Genomic DNA, 19,221 nt, shown 5'->3' on the forward strand with positions numbered 1-19,221 from the left:
TAGTGAAGTACGGGGTACCACGGGTGGAGGTGGCGGAATCTGCCTGATCGTGGGCCCGGCGCTCAGACCGCGGGAGCCGCCGCTAGAGCGCTAGCCGTCATCCTCCGGTGTCTCCTCCGGCTCCGGATCATCAACCAGTTTCATGCCGTGAGCCTCCGGATCGAAGCCCTCGGGGAATACCGTGGAGGAGGTGTAGGTGGCGCCAGCCCACAGGGTTTTGGAGTCAAAGGAGCAGGAAGCAACCAACGATCCGTCATTTGCAACCGCCGCGAGTTTCGCACCATCCAAACGTGCCCCCACAAGATCTGCCCCTTCCAAACTCCCCCCTACCAAATCCACACCCCCCAAATTCGCTTCCACCAAGTCTGTGCTTTTCAAACACGCCCCCCTGAGATACGTTCCCTCCAAAGTCGCTCCCATCAAGTTGGCACCCTCCAGATTCGCCCATGTCAAGTTCGCGCGATCCAAACGTGCTGTTTGCAAGTTTGCGCCCTGAAAACACGACCTGACCATGATCACGCCTGTCAGCTCTGCTTCCCTCAGATTGGCCCGCTTCAAGCACGCTTTCACCATATTTGCACCACTCAATCGCGCTCCCATCAGGTTCACACCATCCATGCTTGCCCACCAGAGATTCGCACCATCTAAACGCGCCCCCCACATATTCGCACGCTCCAGATGCGCCCATCTCAGGTCTACACATGGCAGATACGCCGTCCTCTGGATCGTTCTCCACTCATCAGACTCGACCCAAGCTTTTTCTGAGTCAGTTTCCATGGGACCAGGCAAAGCGATTCCCGCGAAATCTATTCCTGCGAAAGAAAACTCTTGAGCAGATCTCAGACCTCTCCTGCGCGCGTCGAAGAGCCTATCTCTAAACCGAAGGGCATTCCGACTCTCCGGTTCTGTATAAGTGTGGGATTCAATGGAAGCGTAGTCTTTCATCGCTAGGTCGAAGAGCTCCTGCCTCCGGCGCAGACCTTCAGCTTTGAGCTGTTCCATCCGCTGCTCCCTGTCGTCAGGTTTCCGGGATTCAACCTCGGCACATTCTCCTTCTATGAGGGCATTCCAGTCATCGATCTGGAACATCAACTCGGAGATTGCGGCTGCGCGCACGACTTCACTCTCGTTGGCCAGGTGTTCAATGGAGGTCTGCAGCTTCTTCGACATGTCCATGCGCTGCTGAACGGAGAGTTGTCGACTCTCCCGCAGTGACTCGGATTCCAGTCGATCGTTCTGTCGCCTGTCCTCCCGCTCCTGCTGTTCGATGGAACGGCGTTGGGTGGCCCAGACAGAGAATGCCACGCCACCTGCGGCGAAGAAGCCCGCAGCCAGCTGTACCGTCTTTTCGAGGTCCGAGACCAGTATCGCCCGCAGTCCCGCGGCGAGAGCGAGGACCGCCAGAAGCACGAAGAGAAGTTCCGGGAAAGACACCTTCCTCACCGAGACAGCGGTACCTGACCGCTCGTCTGCCGTTTCGCGCGTCACTTCGGGGACACGGTCCGTGAACCACACTCTCAACCACAACAGGATCGCCACCACAGCAAGCCCGATGAGTATCCACTGCCACCAGGACCCCTCACTGAGCTTTACCCAGAGCTTGCCCCAGCCCTCCCCAACGAGAGCCACCGGGAGAGTGATGAAGACGAGAATGGCGGCGATCTGCTGCCTGTCCCCCAGGGTCCGCCATCTGGGGACACCTTCGGAAGGTTCGGCACCGCCGCGGTCAGCCGGCTTATGCGGCACCTTCGCCTCGTCTTCACCGCGTACGTGGGGTCGATCCAGCAGCCAGATCACCAGCCGGAACGGTAGCAGCGCCACGCGGAACAACATGGCGACCAGCCAGATGATTCCCCGGATCACAACCGGGAGATCCTCCGGTATCCCGCTGAAACTCCAGAAACCTCCACGAGATTGCGTGGCATTCGGAGCATCTACGTCCATACCGGTATTCTTCCGGCCTTTTTCTCCCATGAACTCCAGAGTAAATGTTCTGACACAGAACAGAACAGCAGGGAGAATTGAAGCCTGCCCCCTGGGGGTTTCGCCTCTCAAACAGCTTGCGTCCCCGCGCCGACGCGCGCCCCCATGTGCCGCACGCCAGTTCGCCTTCGTATTCGTTGCGCTACCGATCACGGCGAAATCCGGTGCCCATTCACATCAAACAGGTCGGCAGACGAGCGTCCGGGACACCGTGCGGCACGCCTCGAAAAGACACATCATTCTCTAAAAAAGGATAGGGTAGCCCCATTGCTTCACCACCGACCGCAGCGATCGGACCGCAGAAGTTCCCCGACACCAACCGGGAAACCTCCGTACCGCGATTCCGGTTCGCACAGAGAGGCCACCAAACCCATCACGACATTCACCGGTATCCCCATGCGAACGGTGGCGAGTTCTCTCATCGCCCTGTCGCTCCTGATCACCGGATGCTCGGGCGCGCCGCAGGAGTCCACCGAGGCCCCTGCGTCGACAGCGGTCGGCTCCGACGCCACCGCAGTTGAATCCGTGCCCGTCGCGGAAATCACCAACCCCGACTACGTCCGCCCGCCGACTCCGACGATGATCGCCCGGGGCCCGACGGAGGCGTCGACAAGAAGTTCAGGTCCACATTCAGCAAACAGCTGAACTACCTCACTCCCGATGGAAGCACCGTACCTATCGTCGCGCTGGGCACCGTCACCGATGAATAGATGCTCTACGCCTATTCGGTACTGGACTTCTATCTGAACAGTCTGGGCACGGCGGTCGCCAACCGGATGGCGGAGAATGATGCCGTGCTGATGATGCCGGACGGTGGGGACGGCGACAGTGCCATCGATGACTCGGCGCTGACGGGTCAACCGCTGTACGCGATGGAGGTCGCGAACCCGGGATCGGCCTGGTACACCGGCAACGACTACAAACACCGGGACGTCACGCTGGAGGAGATCTTCCACATGGTGCACGACACCGGAATAGGGACGACATACAACCCCCAGGCCGCCCCCACGGTGAGCAGGACCATCGCGGACGCGACGAAAAATGCCCTCCCCACGGACGAGAAGGACTGGGGGACCTCGGGACTCTGGGGATTCGACAGCGCAGACTGGCTGAAGGAGCTGAATCAAAAGGACTCGATCGAACAGGAGTACATGGCCTCGGTGATCGACAGCTACTACGGCATGTGGGACGCCTACCCGGAGGGCGACCGGGGTATGTGGAGGATCTACGTGGCGAAGACGAGATCCGACATCAAGGCGAAGGACCCTGTCGGGTACGCCGCGATCACCGCGTTCCTGCCCGCGGACTACACGGTGTTCTTCCGCGTCGGCCCCACCTTCGACAGCACCTTCGAGATGCTCCCCCGGGCGCCCTACGGCGCGAAATCGCGGTATCTCACCTCCGTGGCGCTCACCGGCGACCGGGGCACCGGGCTGGTGGGCAATGACCGGGACAACGTCCTCATGGGGCAACTCCGGTGACAGCAGCATCGACGGCGGGGACGGTACCGATGTCGTGCAGTTCCACGGGCCGGCAGACGGGTACGAGATCACCGACGACGGCGCGACCGTCACGGTCAGGGACCGGGAGCCTGGATGGGACGGACACGCTGACCGGTGTGGAGGTTCTCCGGTTCACCGACCGGGGTGTCCCGACCGCGGGCTGACCCCGCCGAACGCCTACCCCGGATGCACCGATGCCCCGCCGGCCCCTGTGGGGCGGGCGGGGCATCACATACGGCGTTTGGTCAGCGTACCGGAGCGACCTCCAGCGTCTCGCCGTCCTCGGCGAGGGTGACCTGCACGGTGTCGCCGTCGACGATGGTGCCTGCGAGGAGTTCCTTCGCCAACTTGTCGCCGATGGCCTGCTGGATCAGGCGGCGCAGCGGGCGGGCACCGTAGGCCGGGTCGTAGCCGTGCTCAGCGAGCCACGCCTTCGCCGGGTCGTCGACCTCAAGGACGAGGCGGCGGGCGGCGAGTCGGGCGGCAAGCTGCCGGACCTGGATTTCCACGATGTGGGTGAGCTGTTCCTCCGAGAGCCGGTTGAACGTGACCACATCATCGAGGCGGTTGACGAACTCGGGCTTGAAGGTGTGCTTCACCGCCTCCATCATCTGTTCCTTCGTGCCACCCGCACCCAGGTTGGAGGTGAGGATGAGCAGCGTGTTCCGGAAGTCCACGGTACGGCCCTGGCCGTCGGTCAGCCGGCCCTCGTCGAGGACCTGGAGCAGCACGTCGAACACGTCCGGGTGCGCCTTCTCCACCTCGTCGAACAGCACGACGGTGTACGGGCGGCGGCGGACGGCCTCGGTGAGCTGGCCGCCGGCGTCGTAGCCGACGTATCCGGGGGGCGCACCGACGAGCCGGGCGACGGAGTGCTTCTCGCCGTACTCGGACATGTCGATGCGGACCATGGCGCGCTCATCGTCGAAGAGGAACTCGGCCAGTGATTTCGCCAGCTCCGTCTTGCCGACACCGGTCGGGCCGAGGAAGAGGAACGAGCCGGTGGGACGGTTCGGGTCGGCGACTCCGGCGCGGGAGCGGCGCACGGCGTCACTGACGGCCTCGACGGCCTCGGGCTGACCGACGACACGGTTCTCCAGGACACTCTCCATGGCGAGCAGTTTCTCGGTCTCACCCTGCATCATCTTGCCGGCGGGGATACCGGTCCACGCGGAAACGACCTCAGCGATGACGTCGGGCGTGACCTCCTCGGTGAGCAGCTGGTTCTCCCCCGGATTGTCCACGCTCTTCTCCGCTTCGGCGACCTCCTTCTCCAACTCCGGGATGCGTCCGTAGCGCAGTTCGGCGACACGACCGTAGTCGCCGTCGCGTTCGGCGATCTCGGATTCCTGACGCAGGCGCTCCAGTTCCTCCTTCGCGCCACGGACCTTGTCGATGGCGGACTTCTCATTGGTCCAGCGGGCCTTCAGTTCGTTCAGTTTCTCGCGTTCATCGGCGAGTTCCTGGCGGAGCTTGTCCAACCGGTCCTTCGACGCGGCGTCCTTCTCCTTGGACAGGGCCATCTCCTCGATCTCGAGGCGGCGGACGACGCGCTCGAGTGCGTCGATCTCCTGCGGGGAGGAGTCGATCTCCATCCGCAGGCGGGACGCGGCCTCGTCGACGAGGTCGATGGCCTTGTCGGGGAGGAAGCGGGAGGTGATGTACCGGTCGGACAGGGTCGCGGCGGCGACGAGGGCGGAGTCCTGGATGCGGACGCCGTGGTGCACCTCGTAGCGTTCCTTCAGCCCACGGAGGATGCCGATGGCGTCCTCGACGGAGGGCTCACCGACGTAGACCTGCTGGAAACGGCGCTCGAGTGCGGCGTCCTTCTCCACGTACTTGCGGTACTCCTCGAGGGTGGTGGCACCGACGAGACGCAGTTCACCGCGGGCGAGCATGGGTTTGATCATGTTGCCGGCGTCCATGGCGGAGTCGCCGGTGGCTCCGGCGCCGACGATGGTGTGCAGCTCGTCGATGAAGGTGATGATCTGCCCGTCGGAGTTCTTGATCTCGTCGAGCACCGCCTTGAGGCGCTCCTCGAACTCGCCGCGGTACTTCGCGCCGGCGACCATGGATCCGAGGTCGAGGCTGATCAGGGATTTCCCGCGCAGGGACTCGGGGACGTCACCGGCGACGACGCGGCGGGCCAGACCCTCCACGATGGCGGTCTTGCCCACGCCGGGTTCGCCGATCAGCACCGGGTTGTTCTTGGTGCGTCGGGACAGGACCTGCACGACTCGGCGGATCTCGGAGTCACGGCCGATGACGGGGTCGATCTTGCCTTCACGGGCGAGCTTGGTCAGGTCGGTGGAGTACTTCTCCAGGGCCTGGAACTGACCCTCGGGATCCTCGGTGGTGACCTTGGTGGAGCCACGCACTGTGGTGAAGGCGCCCTTGATGGCGTCATAGGTCGCGCCGTGCTTCTTCAGCAGGTCGGCGGCCTCGCCGGCGCCGCGGGCGATTCCGGCGAGCAGTACCTCGGTGGAGACGTATTCGTCGCCGAGTTCGCCGGTGAGCTCCTGGGCAGCGGTGAGCGCGTTGAGGGCGTCCCGGTTGAAGTTCGGGTTCGCCAGGTTCGCGCCCTGGGCCTTCGGGTAACCGGCGACGAGGGTCCTCGCCTCGGCGAGGACGGCATCGGGGTCGGTGCCCGCGGCCTTGAGGACCGGGGCGGCGATGCCGTCGGTCTGGTCGAGGATGGCGACGAGCAGGTGGGCGGGCCGGATGTCCGGGTTGCCGTTGGCGGAGGCGGCCTGCAGGGCGGCCTGCATCGCCTGCTGGGTCTTGGTGGTGGGGGTGAAAGAACTCATGTTCTCCGTCTGTCCCTTCTTCTTACGTGTCGTTCTGTCGTGAGCTGTTCTGCCGCCGGTCACCCTGGTCTTGCCCCGGGGACCGGCCTTTCACTCCGTACAACGTCACAAGGGTTGAGTCTGTTCCACTCAACTCAAACTTTTTTCAGCTCGCCACCTTTATAGTCGAGGACTCAACTTTGTGCCGTCCGCCCCCTACCCGCCTGCAGTCCACTCCACGGAGGCGGGGCACAAGCACCCTCCCCCGATCCCCCACGTTGCCCACCGGACGTCAATCCCATATAGTAGGAATCACATTCCACATATTGAAACACCGGCGCGGTCGTGACCACCATCGCGCCCATCGCAGTGGCCCGAAGAAAGGACACCGAAGAAAATGGCAGAAGCAACGCCCAAAACCCAGTGGACCGGTGAGGTCATCCCCGAGGCCTTCGAGGCGATCTCCGCCGACGGCGGTCTGATCGTCTGCGCCACCAAGGTCGGCTACATCCTCATGGCCACCGACGGCGAGGGCCTGGAGCGTAAATTCGACGCCAAGCAGCGCAAGCGGAACAAGCCGGCCGTGGTCCTGTGTGCCAGCATCGATGAGCTGAAGGAACTGGCCCAGGTCAACGACGAGATCATCGCGTTCTACGAGCGCCACTGGGAGCAGGACATCCTGCTGGGCTGCATCCTGCCCTGGCGTGAGGACGCCATCGCGAAGATGCCCGACGACACCGTGCGCGAGCTGGCCCGCGACGGCCGCGGCACCAGCTGCTTCGTCATCCGCTTCGGCCGTCCCGCCGAGCAGATCGCGGCGAAGAACTGGGAGCAGGGCAAGGTCACCTTCGCCTCCTCCGCGAACCCCTCCGGCATCGGCAACCGCGGCCAGGTCGCGTTCATCGGCGAGCGCATCGAGTCCAAGGCCGACTACATCGTCGCCGCCGACGACTACGTCGCCTCGATCCAGCCCGACAAGGACGAGGACTCCCGCCACGAGCAGGGCGTCATGGTCTCCCTGGTGGACAAGGACGGCAACCTCGTCCCCGAGCAGAAGGGCGAGCGCTCCGTCACCCCGTGCCCGGTCCTGATCCGCAACGGTCTGGACGGCGACCGCATCATGAACAACCTCTCCGAGTTCTTCCTGAGCTGGGACTACCGCCAGGGCGAGTACTACTAGGTCACCCCGCACACACTCCCCGCACCACGGATCCCACCGAAAATGGGTGACCGGTGCGGGGACACGTGTTTTCTGGGGCACAATGACACGTGTGCACCATGAGACCCTGAAGCCGGTGGCGATCCGGCTGCGCATCCACGCGGAGAGCTTCCGCGAGGGGGTCAACGCGCGTTTCTTCCGGGAGCACCCGAGCGACCGGGAGCTGTTCCCGGTCGACAGTCACGACGTGCACGCGGATCTGCCGACTGTGCTCGACTGGGTCCTGACCAACACCCCCGTCGACGGCTCCCTCCCCGAGCGGGTGCGCGCCATTCTCGCGCAACTGGGACGGGAGAACCGGCGATACCGGATGCCCACGGCGCACTACGCGTCGCTGGCCGGCGCCGCGCGGGAGGAGGCGGGACGGATCATCGCGAACCTCCCGCCGGAACTCGTCGCCGGCGCCGATACCGCGATCGCCAGATGCTTCGGGGTGCTGGCGGAGGCGGCCGTGGAATGCGACGTCGCCGGAGTCCCGGATTCCTGGCCCGCCGAGGTAGTCGAGGTCGAGCGGAGGTGCGCCCGGGTGTCCGTCGTCCGGCTGATCGCGCAGTCACCGCTATCCTATGCCTCGGGGCAGTATCTTCCCGTCACCAGCGACACGACAACCCGCGGGCTGTGGCGGCACCTGTCGCCGTCGATCCCGGCCAACGACTTCGGCCAGGTGGAGTTCCACGTCTTCGCGGACCGCGACGACACCATCGGGCGTCTCCTCGCGTTCCCGGAACCCGGTGACCGCTGGCGGATCGGTTCTCCGCTCGGTGTGCTGTCGGCCGACGGGTCACGCGACATCCTGATGGTCGCGCACTCCACGGGCCTCGCCCCGGTGCGCGCACTCATCCTGGACATGCTGATGCGCGGGACAAACCGCCGGGTGCACCTGTTCTTCGGGGCGGACAGCCCCGGCGAACTCTACGATCTCCGGGGACTCTGGCAGCTGGTCGCGGGAGCGCCGTGGCTGTCGGTCACCCCGGTGGTCACCCGGGAGATCGACCCGTGGTGGGTGCGGCCCACCGAGCACTCGACCGCCCCGCGCGGCCTGCACATGCGGCAGACCGGCTCCCTCGCGGAGGTGGTCCCCGGCTACGGCACCTGGGAGGATCGGGACGTGCTCATCGCCGGCCCTGACGACATCGTGACCGACGTCGCCGCAGCGATGCGGGCGGCGGGCACCCCGGCGGAGAACATCCGGCACGATCCGGTGTGATTCCTCAGAACCGCCGTTTCGCGCCGAGCACGGGGATCGACCTCCGGGTCTTCTCCACCGTGTCGGCGTAGATGTCGGCGTAGATGATGTCCTCGCCGTAACCGGCCTCGACGATGCGCAGTCCGTCCGGACCGATGATCGCCGAGTGACCGATCCCGGTCGGCCCGTCGTTCTCCCCGGCGGAATCCTCCCCGCCGGGGCGCGCCTGCCCCGCGGCCAGCACGTAGCAGGTCGAATCCAGCGCGCGGGCCCCGGTGAGCACCCGCCACTGCTGCAGTTTCCCCGGGCCGTCCGACCACGAGGTGGGCAGGACGATCACCTGGACCCCCTCGTTCTCCGCGAGTGCGGTGAACTGCTCCGGGAAACGGACGTCGTAGCAGACGGCGAGTCCGACGGTGAGACCGCCGACGTCGACCGCGACCAGTTCGTCTCCGGGACGGACGGTGTCCGATTCGCGGAAACCGAAGGCGTCGTAGCAGTGGATCTTGTGGTACCCGAGGTGGTGTCCCCCGCCGGTGAGCAGCGCGGTGTTGTGCACCCGGTTGACGGTCTTTCCGTCGACCTCGACGGTGTCGGCCGGTGTGAACATGCCGACCACGACCGTGACCCCGAGTTCCTCGGCGAGCTCACGCACCGCCGTAGCGAAGGGCCCGTCGACCGGCTCCGCCACGGTGTCGAGGCGTCCCGTCTTGAACGCACGCATCGTCGCCTCGGGGAAGACGATGAGTTCGGCACCTTCCCCCGCTGCGGTACGGGCGTGCCGGAGAACGGCGTCGAGGTTCGCATCGACGTCGCCGGTGGACTGCATCTGGACCAGAGCTGCTCGCATGGGTCCACGATAGGGGTTTCCGCGGCCGTTCGCCGCGGTTCGGCCCGACACCGCGCCTCCGGTGGATCGGACACTCCCCGACCGTGTTGTCCACAGCCCGACCCGGGCGGTCGCGCGTCGGCGCCCCGGATCACCGACTCTGTGCCTGACCACCCCGTGTCCACCGCCGCCCGAGCGAAAGGCCCCTCCACGTGAACCGCATCTTCTTCTCCGAGGACGCGACCCGTCCGCTGCGGGCGCCCGACGATCCACGGGTATCTCTCCCCGAACTACCCCCTGGCTCGATGACTGCCGCGGTGCTGTCACGGTTGGTGGATTCCTGGTCCCGGGTGCTCGGCGAGACGTCGGCGGAGATGACCGAACTCCGATCCGGTGTCCGGACCCTGGTCTCCCGACTCCGGGAGTCCGACGCCTCCGGCGCCGGGGATCTCGACGGGATCGGCCATGTCTAGTCGCCTGCTGCCACTGCCCTGGTCGCGGACCCTCGCGACAGTCGCGATCGATCTCGACCGGGGCAGGTCGGTGATCGTCCGCTCGAACGACACCAACAGACGACAGTGGGCCACGTCCGCACACCGGGGGTTGCGCGGCTCCTCCTTCGCCGCGGCGGAGGGCAGGGAGGAGCGCGTCTCCGCGCTGCGGGACGCCACCGCGGAACTCATCGGGACCGCCGTCTCCGTTCTCTCCCGGGTCGCCTCTCTCCAGTCCGCGCTGGAGGACGAGTACGACCGCATCCTCGAGGTCGCCCGGGCCAGAGGGCTCGCGGAGGTGGCGGGCGTGGTCATCGCGCTCACGGACGACCTGCTCGAGGAGTCCGAGGTATTCAATCTCATGCTGGGCCGGATAAGACGTGAGGGGCTCCTCCTCGACCGGCACTGCGCGACCCGCCTCGAGCTGCTCCTTCCCCTGACTCCGTTCGACGAGCGGAGGAAGCGGTGCATGGCGGCCCTGGAGGACGTGTACACACCGGCCCCGGCGCGGTTGCCGCTTCCGGCCACCCCGGACATCTCCGTTGCCCACCTGCACGAGCTCAACATGGCCGATGCGGACGACGGACTCAGGGAGCTCGCGGACCGGTTCCCGGGCATGGTCGTCCTGGAGGCCGGGGACGGGCATCTGGTCGCCGCGTTCGGTGACATCGACTCCGCCGAATCCGTGATCACGATGGTGTCCGGCGTCGGTTCCGGCGACCCGGAGTCGATGGCGGGAGCCCTCGACCGGGGGCGTGACCTCCACCGGGAGGTGGGTGGCGCGGTCATCGTGTGGAACGGGTACCGGCCCCCGGCAACGGTCATCGACGGCGGGCAGGACATCTCGGCGCGGCTGGGCGCGGCGGAGCTCCGGACCTTCATGCACTCGCTCACCGAACGCCGCGGTTCGTCGGTGCACCGGACCGTGGTGGCCCACAGCTACGGATCCCTGGTGACCGGGCTGGCCGCCGCGGGAAGCAGCGGAGGACTCGACGCGGACGCCATCATGTTTCTCGGGAGTCCGGGAACCGGGGTGACCGGGGTGGACGAGCTGCAGCTGAACTCCCCGGATCCCCGGATCCTCGCAGCCAGGAGCCCCACTGATCCGATCGGCCTCGTGAATTCCGCTGTCGCGGGCGTGCACGGACGGGATCCCGCGAGCGCCGGTTTCGGTGCCGAGGTGATTCCCGCGGAAGGCGGCCACAGTGACTACTTCGGGGATCCGGCCGTACTCGATGCGTTGCGGCGGGTGCGGTCGCGCTGAGGGACGGTGGGGGATGAATGGGCCCGGCCCCGGGCGCACCCACGATGGGGCGGCCCGGGACCGGGGGGTGGTGACCCGGATCAGCTCAGATCCGGGTGACCGTGTCCACTCAGTAGCGGATGGCCATGCGGCCGTCGATCCTGCCCTTGCGCAGGTCCTCGAAGACACTGTTCACGTCGTCGAGCTTGCACTCGGCGATGGTGGGCTTGACCAGGCCGCGGGCGTAGAAGTCCAGGGCCTCCTCGAGATCCTGGCGGGTACCCACGAGGGAACCGCGGATCGTGAGCGCCTTGAAGACGATGTCGAAGATGCGGGCGGGGAACTCTCCCGGGGGCAGGCCGTTGAACACGATGGTTCCGCCCTTGCGCGCCATGTTGATGGCCTGCCCGAAGGCGGCCTCGTGGACGGCGGTGACCAGCACGCCGTGGGCACCGGTACCGGTGAACTCCATGACGGCCTCGGCCGGATCCTTCTCCCGGGCGTTGATGGTGAACTCCGCGCCGTGCTTCTTGGCCAGTTCGAGCTTCTCGTCGGCGATGTCGACCGCGATGACGCGCATGCCCATGGCCACGGCGTACTGGACGGCGATGTGGCCGAGACCACCGACGCCGGAGATCACGACGTACTGACCGGGGCGGGTCTCGGTCATCTTCAGGCCCTTGTAGACCGTGACGCCGGCGCAGAGGATCGGGGAGACCTCGAGCGGATCGGCGCCCTCCGGGATCCGGGCGCAGTAGCGGGTGTCGACGAGCATGTACTCGCCGAAGGAACCGTCGACGGTGTATCCGCCGTACTCGGCGTCGTTGCACAGCGTCTCCCAGCCGGTGCGGCACTGCTCACAGGTACCGCAGGCGGACCAGAGCCAGACGTTGCCGACGATGTCACCGAGTTCCACGTCGTGCTCGCCGGGTCCGAGTTTGACCACTTCACCGACGCCCTCGTGGCCGGGAACGAAGGGCAGTGGGGGCTTGACCGGCCAGTCGCCCTCGGCGGCGTGCAGGTCGGTGTGGCAGATGCCGGAGGCCTGGAGTTTGACCAGGGCCTGGTTGCGGCCGGGCTCCGGGAGGTCGACCTCGCGGACGGTGACCTCGGGGCCGAACTCGTCGACGACGGCGGCGGTGAACTTTTCGGGTGCGTGACTCATGTGGAAATCCTCCTGTGGGGGTGGACGCGGTGGTCCGTTTGCAATTCAGCCAATTGGCAACTATTTTCAACAATGGGGGAACATGCCTCCGGTCAGGCCACACCGTGCGGGGCACCGTGTGAACCTGACCGGAAATGATGGCGGAGACGTGCTCGCGGTACCGGACCGGTCATCGACCGGCCGGGACCGCGCGGACTCAGAAGAGCCCGGTGGGCTTGGTGTCGTAGGACACCAGCATGTTCTTGGTTCGGGTGTAGTGGGCCATCATCATGGCGTGATTCTCACGCCCGATGCCGGACTCCTTGTACCCGCCGAACGCGGCGTGCGCCGGGTAGGAGTGGTAGTTGTTCACCCACACACGGCCCGCATGGATCGCACGCCCGGCGCGGTAGGCGGTGTTGTTGTCGCGGGTCCAGACACCGGCACCGAGGCCGTAGTTGGTGTCGTTGGCGATGCGCATCGCGTCGTCGAAGTCGGTGAACGTCGTGACACCTAGGACCGGTCCGAAGATCTCCTCCCGGAAGCACGACATCGTGTTGTCGCCGCGGAAGATCGTCGGCTGGATGTAGTAGCCGTTCAGACCGTCGATCCTGGCGACCCCGCCACCGGTGAGCACCTCAGCACCCTCCTGGGGGCCGGAGGAGAGGTAGCCGGTGATCTTCTGCATCTGCTCCTCGGAGGCCTGCGCGCCGAGCATGGTGTCGGTGTCCAGCGGATTGCCCATCCGGACCTTCTCGACCTTGGCGACGACCAGCTCCATGAGCTCGTCGATGATCGATTCCTGCACCAGTGCACGGGAGGGACAGGTGCAGACCTCGCCCTGGTTGAGCGCGAACATGGCCATGCCCTCGACCGCCTTGTCCAGGAAGTCGTCCTTCCTGTCCAGAACGTCGGCGAAGAACACGTTCGGGGACTTGCCGCCGAGCTCCAGGGTCACCGAGATGATCTTGTCCGCCGCGGCCTTGTTGATGAGGCGGCCGACCTCCGTGGATCCGGTGAACGCGATCTTCGCGATCCGGTCGGAGCCCGACAGGGCGGCACCGGCGTCCGACCCGAGACCGTTGACCACGTTCACGACACCGGCGGGGAGGATGTCGGCGATGACCTCCATCAGGTGCATGATCGAGATGGGGGTCTGCTCGGCGGGCTTGAGCACGACGCAGTTGCCCGCGGCCAGCGCCGGGGCGAGCTTCCAGGTCGCCATCAGGATGGGGAAGTTCCAGGGGATGATCTGCCCGACGACGCCCAGCGGCTCCTGGAAATGGTAGGCCACGGTGTTGTCGTCGATCTCGGACAGTCGGCCCTCCGCCGTGCGGGTGACGCCGGCGAAGTACCGGAAGTGGTCGACCGCGAGCGGCAGGTCAGCGGCGAGGGACTCGCGCACCGGCTTGCCGTTGTCCCAGGTCTCGATGACGGCGAGCTCCTCCAGGTGCTCCTCGATCCGGTCGGCGATCCGGTGCAGGATCAGGGCCCGCTCCGCGGGCGGGGTGCTGCCCCAGCCCGGCGCCGCCGCATGGGCAGCGTCGAGCGCCTTCTCGATGTCCGCGGCCTTGCCTGCGGCGAAGCGGGTGTAGACCTCACCGGTGATCGGACTGATGTTGTCCAGGTACTCGCCGTCGACCGGGGCGACCCACTCGCCACCGATGAAGTTGTCGTAGCGCTCCCTGGGGGAGACGATGGAACCCTCGGTTCCGGGATTGGCGTAGACAGTCATTGGGATCCTCACTTGTTCGGCGATGGCGGCCGGCCCCCGACACTCACGCGGGGAATGAATCTCCACCGGCGTGAGTCGGAGGATCCGACCGTGCAGTGGATCCCACACTAGCCACATTTCTCTGTGTCCCACATCACTAAATGCGCTAACGGACACAGTGAGGCGGGACACAACATCGCCACCAGAGCCAGAACTCCTCGCCGACTAGCCATTTCTTCACATTTTGCGAAAGATGCCAATACAGTCGTTGCAAATACCCCATCTGGGGGTGTTAATGACGTTTCTCACGCCTTTTTCAGGAATTCCGTGTCGCCGTTTTTACCGCTTCGGATGGGGCATTCAGCCCCCGAAACGAAACCGGGACCGCAGCCGGACGGCGGTCCGGTGCGGTCCCGGTTCCCGGTACCTCAGGAGTGACGGTTGCGCCGTTTCCGTCGCGGCTCCCAGATGACGACCGCGGTGGACTCGGGAACCTCGACGAGCTCGCCCCTGGTCCGGGGCGCCCTACGTTCCCGCTCGAGCGCCTCACTCAACCGCTGGTTGTCGGATCTGAGGGTCTCCACCTCCCGGCGCAGACGCTCATTGGACTGGGTCAGGTCGATGATCGCCTTGATGCCCGCGAGGTTCACCCCCTCCTGTTGGCTCAGGCGCTGGATCTCCCTGAGGAGCGCGACGTCGGAGCGGGAGTAGCGGCGCCCCCCGCCGCGGGTGCGCATCGGGGTCACCAACCCCATACGGTCGTAGGTGCGGAGGGTCTGCGCGTGCATTCCCGCGAGCTCCGCAGCCACCGAGATGACGAAAACCTCTTCGTGCTCCGGGGAGGTGCCGTCCCGGGACTGGAACCGCCGGTCACTGTGCGGCATCGCTCCCTCACCTCCTCGTGTGGGTGTGTCGTGGCCGGCCCGGTCTGGTACCGGTCCGGGTGCCGGGTCGGTGCGGATGCGTCTCCGGCATCCGACCGACCCACGCGTCGTCTACGCCGATCCCGCCCAGTTCGCGCGGGGATCGAATCCGGATTCCTTCTCCGCCTGCGCGTAGGCGCGCAGGGCGCTGGTCGCCGCGGGCCCGAGATTCTCCGGGACCGTGACCTTCACCGTGACCATGAGGTCGCCCTTCGTCCCGTCGCGTTTCGGGATACCGCGGCCACGGACCCGCAGGGTCCGGCCGTCGGGGGTTCCGGCGGGAACCTTCACGCGGACGGGTGAGTCGAGGGTCGGAACGGTGATCGTGTCGCCGAGTGCCAGCTCCGCGAACGAGACCGGTATCTCGACCTCGAGGGTGGTTCCGGACCTCGTGAACACCTTGTCCCTGCGGACGTGGACCGTGACGAAGAGGTCTCCCGACGGCCTCCCGTTGGGACCGGCCTCCCCCTGGCCCGCGAGCCGCACCTTCTGGCCGTCGATGACCCCGGCGGGTACCCGGACGGTGATGGACCGGGTGCGGTTGACGGTTCCGGTTCCGGAGCAGTCCGGACACGGATCGGAGATGGTCTGACCGTTGCCGCCACAATCCTGGCACGGGGCGGAGAACCCGAAAGCGCCGCGGTTCTCGCTCGTGAACCCGGTTCCGCTGCAGCTGTCGCAGCGGCTGGTCTTCCCGGAGCGGGAGCCCGAGCCGTGGCACCGCGTGCACGGTGCCGGACCCTTGAGCTCTACGGGGATCGTCGCCCCTTGCGCAGCTTCCCGGAAATCAAGTGTGATGTCAGTTTCGACGTCGGCCCCCCGCGACGGTTGAGCTGCGTGGCGAGGACCGTGGCCGCGGTTGAAAAAGCCACCGAAGATATCACCCAGACCCCCTTCCGCAGTAAATCCTCCATCTCCTCCGAAGAGATCCGAGACGTCGAAGTCCCCCTGCGTCTGGCGAAACCCGCCCGGAAAGCCGGACCCCGCTTTTCCGCCGAAGCCGCGCAGTCCTCCGGACGCGAGCATGGCCTTCATCTCGTCGTATTCCCTGCGCTTCTTCTCGTCACCGACGACGTCGTAGGCCTCGGCGATACGCTTGAAGCGTTCTTCCGCGTTCTTGTCACCGGGATGGTTGTCCGGGTGGTTGTCCCGGGCGAGTTTGCGGTACGCCCGCTTGATCTCCTCGGCTGATGCGGACGAGGAGACACCCAGGTCCGCGTAGTAGTTCTTCTCAGCCCATTCACGCTCGGCCATTGGGCATCTCCTCCCTCCGCGTCATGCACGGGTTCAAGGTCATTCTAGTTGTTCGGTGGTGTCCGGGGTCCGCCGCAGCGGGCCGGACACCGGGGCGGTGTCGCCACCGCCCCGCCGCCACGTCACTCCGTGGCGGTGTCGTCGCCGTCCCCGGCGGCGTCGGCCTCGGGGGCGGATTCCCGGGGATCGGTGATGATCACCATCGCGGTGCGCAGCAGCCGGTCCCCCATCGCGAAACCACGGCGCAGGACCGTCCCGACGACCTTGTCGTCACCGTCGGACAGATCCTGGACGGCCTCGTGCCGCTCAGGGTCGAACTCGTCGCCCTCGGCGCCGAACTCCGCGACGTCGAGCCGGTTGAGCACCCCGCGGAGTTTGTCGTTGACGGACTTCAGGGGGCCGGTGAGGTCGCCGTGCCGTTCCGCGAGCTCGAGATCGTCGATGACGTCGAGCAGCTGGTTGACGACGGATGCCTTCGCGGAGGCGATGACCGCCTGCCGGTCACGTTCGGTGCGGCGCCGGTAGTTGGCGTACTCCGCGGTGACCCGCTGCAGGTCCTCGGTCCTCTCGGCGAGTTCCGCCGAGAGATCCGGTTCCCCGTCCGCCGCGGCTTCCGCGTCCCCGGCGGCCTCGTCGGCCGCGACGCTGGCGAGTGCCTCATCGAGTTCGGCGTCGGCGGCTTCCGCGTCAGCGGCAGCCTCGGCGTCGGCCACGGCCGACTCCGCGCTCTCCGGGGACGTGGCCTCCGGATCGGTCGCGGCCGGGTCGCCGGGGTTGTCCGGCATTGCTCCTTCGTCCTGGCTCACTGGGTCGCCTCCTCGTCGCTGTCGTCGTTCTCGCTGTCGATGACGGCCTGCTCCTCGTGCACCGCGCGCTCGTGGGCGGTGTCCGCGGCCTCCCGGAGATCGTTGGCCACGGCGTCACCCTCGAGAACCTCGTCCGGGTTCTTGTCGGTACCGATCGGTTCGGTCATCTACTTCTTCTCCTCGTCGTCCTCGTCCACGACCTCGGCGTCCACGACGTCCGAGTCGGCGTCACCGGCGTCGGCCTGGGTGGCTCCCGCCGCGGCCTCGGCCTCGTAGATGGCCTTGCCCATCTCCTGGGACTCGGTCGACAGCTTCTCGACGGCCGTCTTGATGGCCTCGATGTCCTCGCCCTTGAGCGCCTCCTCGACCTCCTTGGCGGCTGCCTCGACCTTCTCCTTGGTGTCCTCGCCGATCTTGTCGGAGGAGTCCTCCATGAACTTGCGGGTCTGGTAGACCATGGACTCCGCGGAGTTCCGGACCTCCTGCTCCTCGCGGCGCTTCTTGTCCTCCTCGGCGTGGGCCTCGGCGTCCTTGATCATCCGGTCGATCTCCTCCTGGGACAGGCCGGAGCCGTCCTGGATCTTGATCGTGTTCTCCTTGCCGGTGCCCTTGTCCTTCGCGGTGACGTGGACGATGCCGTTGGCGTCGATGTCGAAGGTGACCTCGATCTGCGGGACGCCGCGGGGTGCCGGCGCGATACCGGAGAGCTGGAAGGAACCGAGCAGCTTGTTGTGCGCGGCGATCTGGCGCTCACCCTGGTAGATCTGGATGCCGACCTCGGGCTGGTTGTCCTCGGCGGTGGTGAAGGTCATGGACTTCTTGGCCGGGATGGTGGTGTTGCGCTCGATGAGCGTGGTCATCACGCCGCCCTTGGTCTCGATGCCGAGGCTCAGCGGGGTGACGTCGAGGAGCAGCACGTCCTTGACCTCACCGCGCAGCACGCCGGCCTGCAGGGCGGCGCCCACGGCGACAACCTCGTCCGGGTTGACGCCCTTGTTGGGCTCGCGTCCGCCGGTCAGTTCCTTGACCAGGTCGACGACGGCGGGCATACGGGTGGAACCGCCGACGAGGACGACGTGGTCGACGTCGTTGATGGAGATGTCGGCGTCCTTGATGACCTGGTTGAAGGGCTTCTTGGTGCGGTCGAGCAGGTCGGAGGTGATGCGCTGGAATTCGGTGCGGGACAGGGTCTCGTCGAGGAACAGCGGGTTCTTCTCGGAGTCGACCGTGATGTAGGGCAGGTTGATGGAGGCCTGCTGGGAGCTGGAGAGCTCGATCTTGGCCTTCTCGGCGGCCTCACGCAGACGCTGCAGGGCCATCTTGTCCTTGGTCAGGTCGATGCCGTGGGCGGACTTGAACTTCTCGACGAGCCAGTCGACGATGCGCTGGTCCCAGTCGTCACCACCGAGGTCGTTGTCGCCGGAGGTCGCCTGGACCTCGACGACGCCGTCGCCGATCTCGAGCAGGGAGACGTCGAAGGTACCGCCACCGAGGTCGAAGACCAGGATGGTCTGTTCCTTGTCACCCTTCTCCAGGCCGTAGGCGAGGGCCGCGGCGGTGGGCTCGTTGACGATGCGCAGGACGTTGAGCCCGGCGATCTGGCCAGCCTCCTTGGTGGCCTGGCGCTGCGCGTCCTCGAAGTAGGCGGGGACGGTGATGACGGCGTCGGTGACGTCCTCACCCAGGTAGGCCTCCGCGTCGCGCTTCAGCTTCATCAGGATGCGGGCGGAGATCTCCTGCGGGGTGTAGCTCTTGTCGTCGATGTCGACGCTCCAGTCCTCGCCGATGTGGCGCTTGACGGAGCGGATGGTGCGGTCGACGTTGGTCACGGCCTGGTTCTTGGCCGACTGTCCGACGAGAACCTCGCCGTTCTTGGCGAAGGCGACGACGGACGGGGTGGTGCGGGAACCCTCGGCGTTGGCGATGACGGTGGGGTCGCCACCCTCAAGAACGGAAACAACCGAGTTCGTGGTTCCGAGGTCGATACCTACTGCGCGTCCCATGTGATGGTTCTCCTTTGTGTGTCTGTGTCGTCTATCGGCGGTTGACTGCCCCCGACTCAACTTCCGGAGAAGATGTTAACAATCTCCTTGAGTGCGGGCCACTCAACCTCTTCACCCATCACAACGGCCCTCGGTGCA

The 19,221-nt window shown here is 66.2% G+C and carries 15 protein-coding genes; 5 read left to right on the forward strand and 10 right to left on the reverse strand.

The window, feature by feature from the left end:
- Positions 1 to 90 precede the first annotated feature (90 nt).
- The gene (locus JIM95_RS10510) at positions 91 to 1,944 is read right to left on the reverse strand and encodes a pentapeptide repeat-containing protein (protein WP_200256406.1); all 1,854 of its coding nucleotides are present in this window, start codon (positions 1,942 to 1,944) and stop codon (positions 91 to 93) included.
- Between the two features lie 749 nt (positions 1,945 to 2,693).
- On the opposite strand from JIM95_RS10510, the gene JIM95_RS10515 reads away from it, so the two are divergent.
- The gene (locus tag JIM95_RS10515) at positions 2,694 to 3,464 is read left to right on the forward strand and encodes a hypothetical protein (RefSeq protein WP_200256404.1); all 771 of its coding nucleotides are present in this window, start codon (positions 2,694 to 2,696) and stop codon (positions 3,462 to 3,464) included.
- Positions 3,465 to 3,730: 266 nt separating this feature from the next.
- On the opposite strand, the gene clpB is transcribed toward JIM95_RS10515, so the two are convergent.
- Positions 3,731 to 6,292: an ATP-dependent chaperone ClpB gene (gene clpB / locus JIM95_RS10520; RefSeq protein WP_200256402.1), complete on the reverse strand. Its 2,562-nt coding sequence runs from the start codon at positions 6,290 to 6,292 to the stop codon at positions 3,731 to 3,733.
- A gap of 376 nt (positions 6,293 to 6,668) precedes the next feature.
- On the opposite strand from clpB, the gene JIM95_RS10525 reads away from it, so the two are divergent.
- Together JIM95_RS10525 and JIM95_RS10530 are read left to right on the forward strand one after the other, a co-directional pair.
- The gene (locus JIM95_RS10525) at positions 6,669 to 7,451 is read left to right on the forward strand and encodes an L-threonylcarbamoyladenylate synthase (protein WP_200256400.1); all 783 of its coding nucleotides are present in this window, start codon (positions 6,669 to 6,671) and stop codon (positions 7,449 to 7,451) included.
- Positions 7,452 to 7,542: 91 nt separating this feature from the next.
- On the forward strand, positions 7,543 to 8,697 hold the full coding sequence (locus JIM95_RS10530; RefSeq protein ID WP_200256393.1) for a monooxygenase: 1,155 nt from the start codon (positions 7,543 to 7,545) through the stop codon (positions 8,695 to 8,697).
- 4 nt (positions 8,698 to 8,701) lie between these two features.
- Here JIM95_RS10530 and JIM95_RS10535 read toward each other — a convergent pair whose 3' ends face one another.
- On the reverse strand, positions 8,702 to 9,526 hold the full coding sequence (locus tag JIM95_RS10535) for a carbon-nitrogen hydrolase family protein (protein WP_200256392.1): 825 nt from the start codon (positions 9,524 to 9,526) through the stop codon (positions 8,702 to 8,704).
- Positions 9,527 to 9,717: 191 nt separating this feature from the next.
- Between JIM95_RS10535 and JIM95_RS10540 the strand changes: the two genes are divergently transcribed.
- Together JIM95_RS10540 and JIM95_RS10545 are read left to right on the forward strand one after the other, a co-directional pair.
- Positions 9,718 to 9,978 (forward strand): hypothetical protein, encoded by a 261-nt coding sequence (locus JIM95_RS10540; RefSeq protein ID WP_200256390.1) that lies wholly within the window; start codon positions 9,718 to 9,720, stop codon positions 9,976 to 9,978.
- Positions 9,971 to 11,260, forward strand: coding sequence for an alpha/beta hydrolase (locus tag JIM95_RS10545; RefSeq protein ID WP_200256388.1), 1,290 nt, complete (start codon positions 9,971 to 9,973; stop codon positions 11,258 to 11,260). The genes JIM95_RS10540 and JIM95_RS10545 overlap by 8 nt, the downstream gene beginning before the upstream one ends.
- A gap of 109 nt (positions 11,261 to 11,369) precedes the next feature.
- On the opposite strand, the gene adhP is transcribed toward JIM95_RS10545, so the two are convergent.
- The 7 genes from adhP to dnaK all read right to left on the reverse strand — a co-directional run bounded on the left by adhP (position 11,370) and on the right by dnaK (position 19,083).
- Complete coding sequence (gene adhP / locus JIM95_RS10550; protein ID WP_200256387.1) at positions 11,370 to 12,404, reverse strand: alcohol dehydrogenase AdhP; 1,035 nt, start codon at positions 12,402 to 12,404, stop codon at positions 11,370 to 11,372.
- Positions 12,405 to 12,600: 196 nt separating this feature from the next.
- Positions 12,601 to 14,118 (reverse strand): acetaldehyde dehydrogenase ExaC, encoded by a 1,518-nt coding sequence (exaC, locus tag JIM95_RS10555; RefSeq protein ID WP_200256386.1) that lies wholly within the window; start codon positions 14,116 to 14,118, stop codon positions 12,601 to 12,603.
- A gap of 407 nt (positions 14,119 to 14,525) precedes the next feature.
- Positions 14,526 to 14,981: a heat shock protein transcriptional repressor HspR gene (locus tag JIM95_RS10560; RefSeq protein WP_200256385.1), complete on the reverse strand. Its 456-nt coding sequence runs from the start codon at positions 14,979 to 14,981 to the stop codon at positions 14,526 to 14,528.
- 111 nt (positions 14,982 to 15,092) lie between these two features.
- Entirely contained in the window at positions 15,093 to 16,274 is a 1,182-nt protein-coding gene (dnaJ, locus tag JIM95_RS10565) for a molecular chaperone DnaJ (RefSeq protein WP_200256384.1), read from the reverse strand.
- A gap of 122 nt (positions 16,275 to 16,396) precedes the next feature.
- Positions 16,397 to 17,080 (reverse strand): nucleotide exchange factor GrpE, encoded by a 684-nt coding sequence (gene grpE / locus JIM95_RS10570; RefSeq protein WP_200256383.1) that lies wholly within the window; start codon positions 17,078 to 17,080, stop codon positions 16,397 to 16,399.
- Positions 17,077 to 17,247: a hypothetical protein gene (locus JIM95_RS10575; RefSeq protein WP_200256382.1), complete on the reverse strand. Its 171-nt coding sequence runs from the start codon at positions 17,245 to 17,247 to the stop codon at positions 17,077 to 17,079. The genes grpE and JIM95_RS10575 overlap by 4 nt, the downstream gene beginning before the upstream one ends.
- On the reverse strand, positions 17,248 to 19,083 hold the full coding sequence (dnaK, locus tag JIM95_RS10580; protein WP_200256381.1) for a molecular chaperone DnaK: 1,836 nt from the start codon (positions 19,081 to 19,083) through the stop codon (positions 17,248 to 17,250).
- Positions 19,084 to 19,221 lie beyond the last annotated feature (138 nt).

Origin of the sequence: Corynebacterium antarcticum (assembly GCF_016595285.2) — a bacterium.
GTDB lineage: Bacteria > Actinomycetota > Actinomycetes > Mycobacteriales > Mycobacteriaceae > Corynebacterium > Corynebacterium antarcticum.

What these genes read in the sequence shown, in the direction of transcription:
- JIM95_RS10510 (WP_200256406.1), bottom strand. Translation starts at nt 1,944, where the DNA reads ATGGACGTAGATGCTCCGAATGCCACGCAATCTCGTGGAGGTTTCTGG.
- JIM95_RS10515 (WP_200256404.1), top strand. Translation starts at nt 2,694, where the DNA reads ATGCTCTACGCCTATTCGGTACTGGACTTCTATCTGAACAGTCTGGGC.
- clpB (WP_200256402.1), bottom strand. Translation starts at nt 6,292, where the DNA reads ATGAGTTCTTTCACCCCCACCACCAAGACCCAGCAGGCGATGCAGGCC.
- JIM95_RS10525 (WP_200256400.1), top strand. Translation starts at nt 6,669, where the DNA reads ATGGCAGAAGCAACGCCCAAAACCCAGTGGACCGGTGAGGTCATCCCC.
- JIM95_RS10535 (WP_200256392.1), bottom strand. Translation starts at nt 9,526, where the DNA reads ATGCGAGCAGCTCTGGTCCAGATGCAGTCCACCGGCGACGTCGATGCG.
- JIM95_RS10545 (WP_200256388.1), top strand. Translation starts at nt 9,971, where the DNA reads ATGTCTAGTCGCCTGCTGCCACTGCCCTGGTCGCGGACCCTCGCGACA.
- adhP (WP_200256387.1), bottom strand. Translation starts at nt 12,404, where the DNA reads ATGAGTCACGCACCCGAAAAGTTCACCGCCGCCGTCGTCGACGAGTTC.
- exaC (WP_200256386.1), bottom strand. Translation starts at nt 14,118, where the DNA reads ATGACTGTCTACGCCAATCCCGGAACCGAGGGTTCCATCGTCTCCCCC.
- JIM95_RS10560 (WP_200256385.1), bottom strand. Translation starts at nt 14,981, where the DNA reads ATGCCGCACAGTGACCGGCGGTTCCAGTCCCGGGACGGCACCTCCCCG.
- dnaJ (WP_200256384.1), bottom strand. Translation starts at nt 16,274, where the DNA reads ATGGCCGAGCGTGAATGGGCTGAGAAGAACTACTACGCGGACCTGGGT.
- JIM95_RS10575 (WP_200256382.1), bottom strand. Translation starts at nt 17,247, where the DNA reads ATGACCGAACCGATCGGTACCGACAAGAACCCGGACGAGGTTCTCGAG.
- dnaK (WP_200256381.1), bottom strand. Translation starts at nt 19,083, where the DNA reads ATGGGACGCGCAGTAGGTATCGACCTCGGAACCACGAACTCGGTTGTT.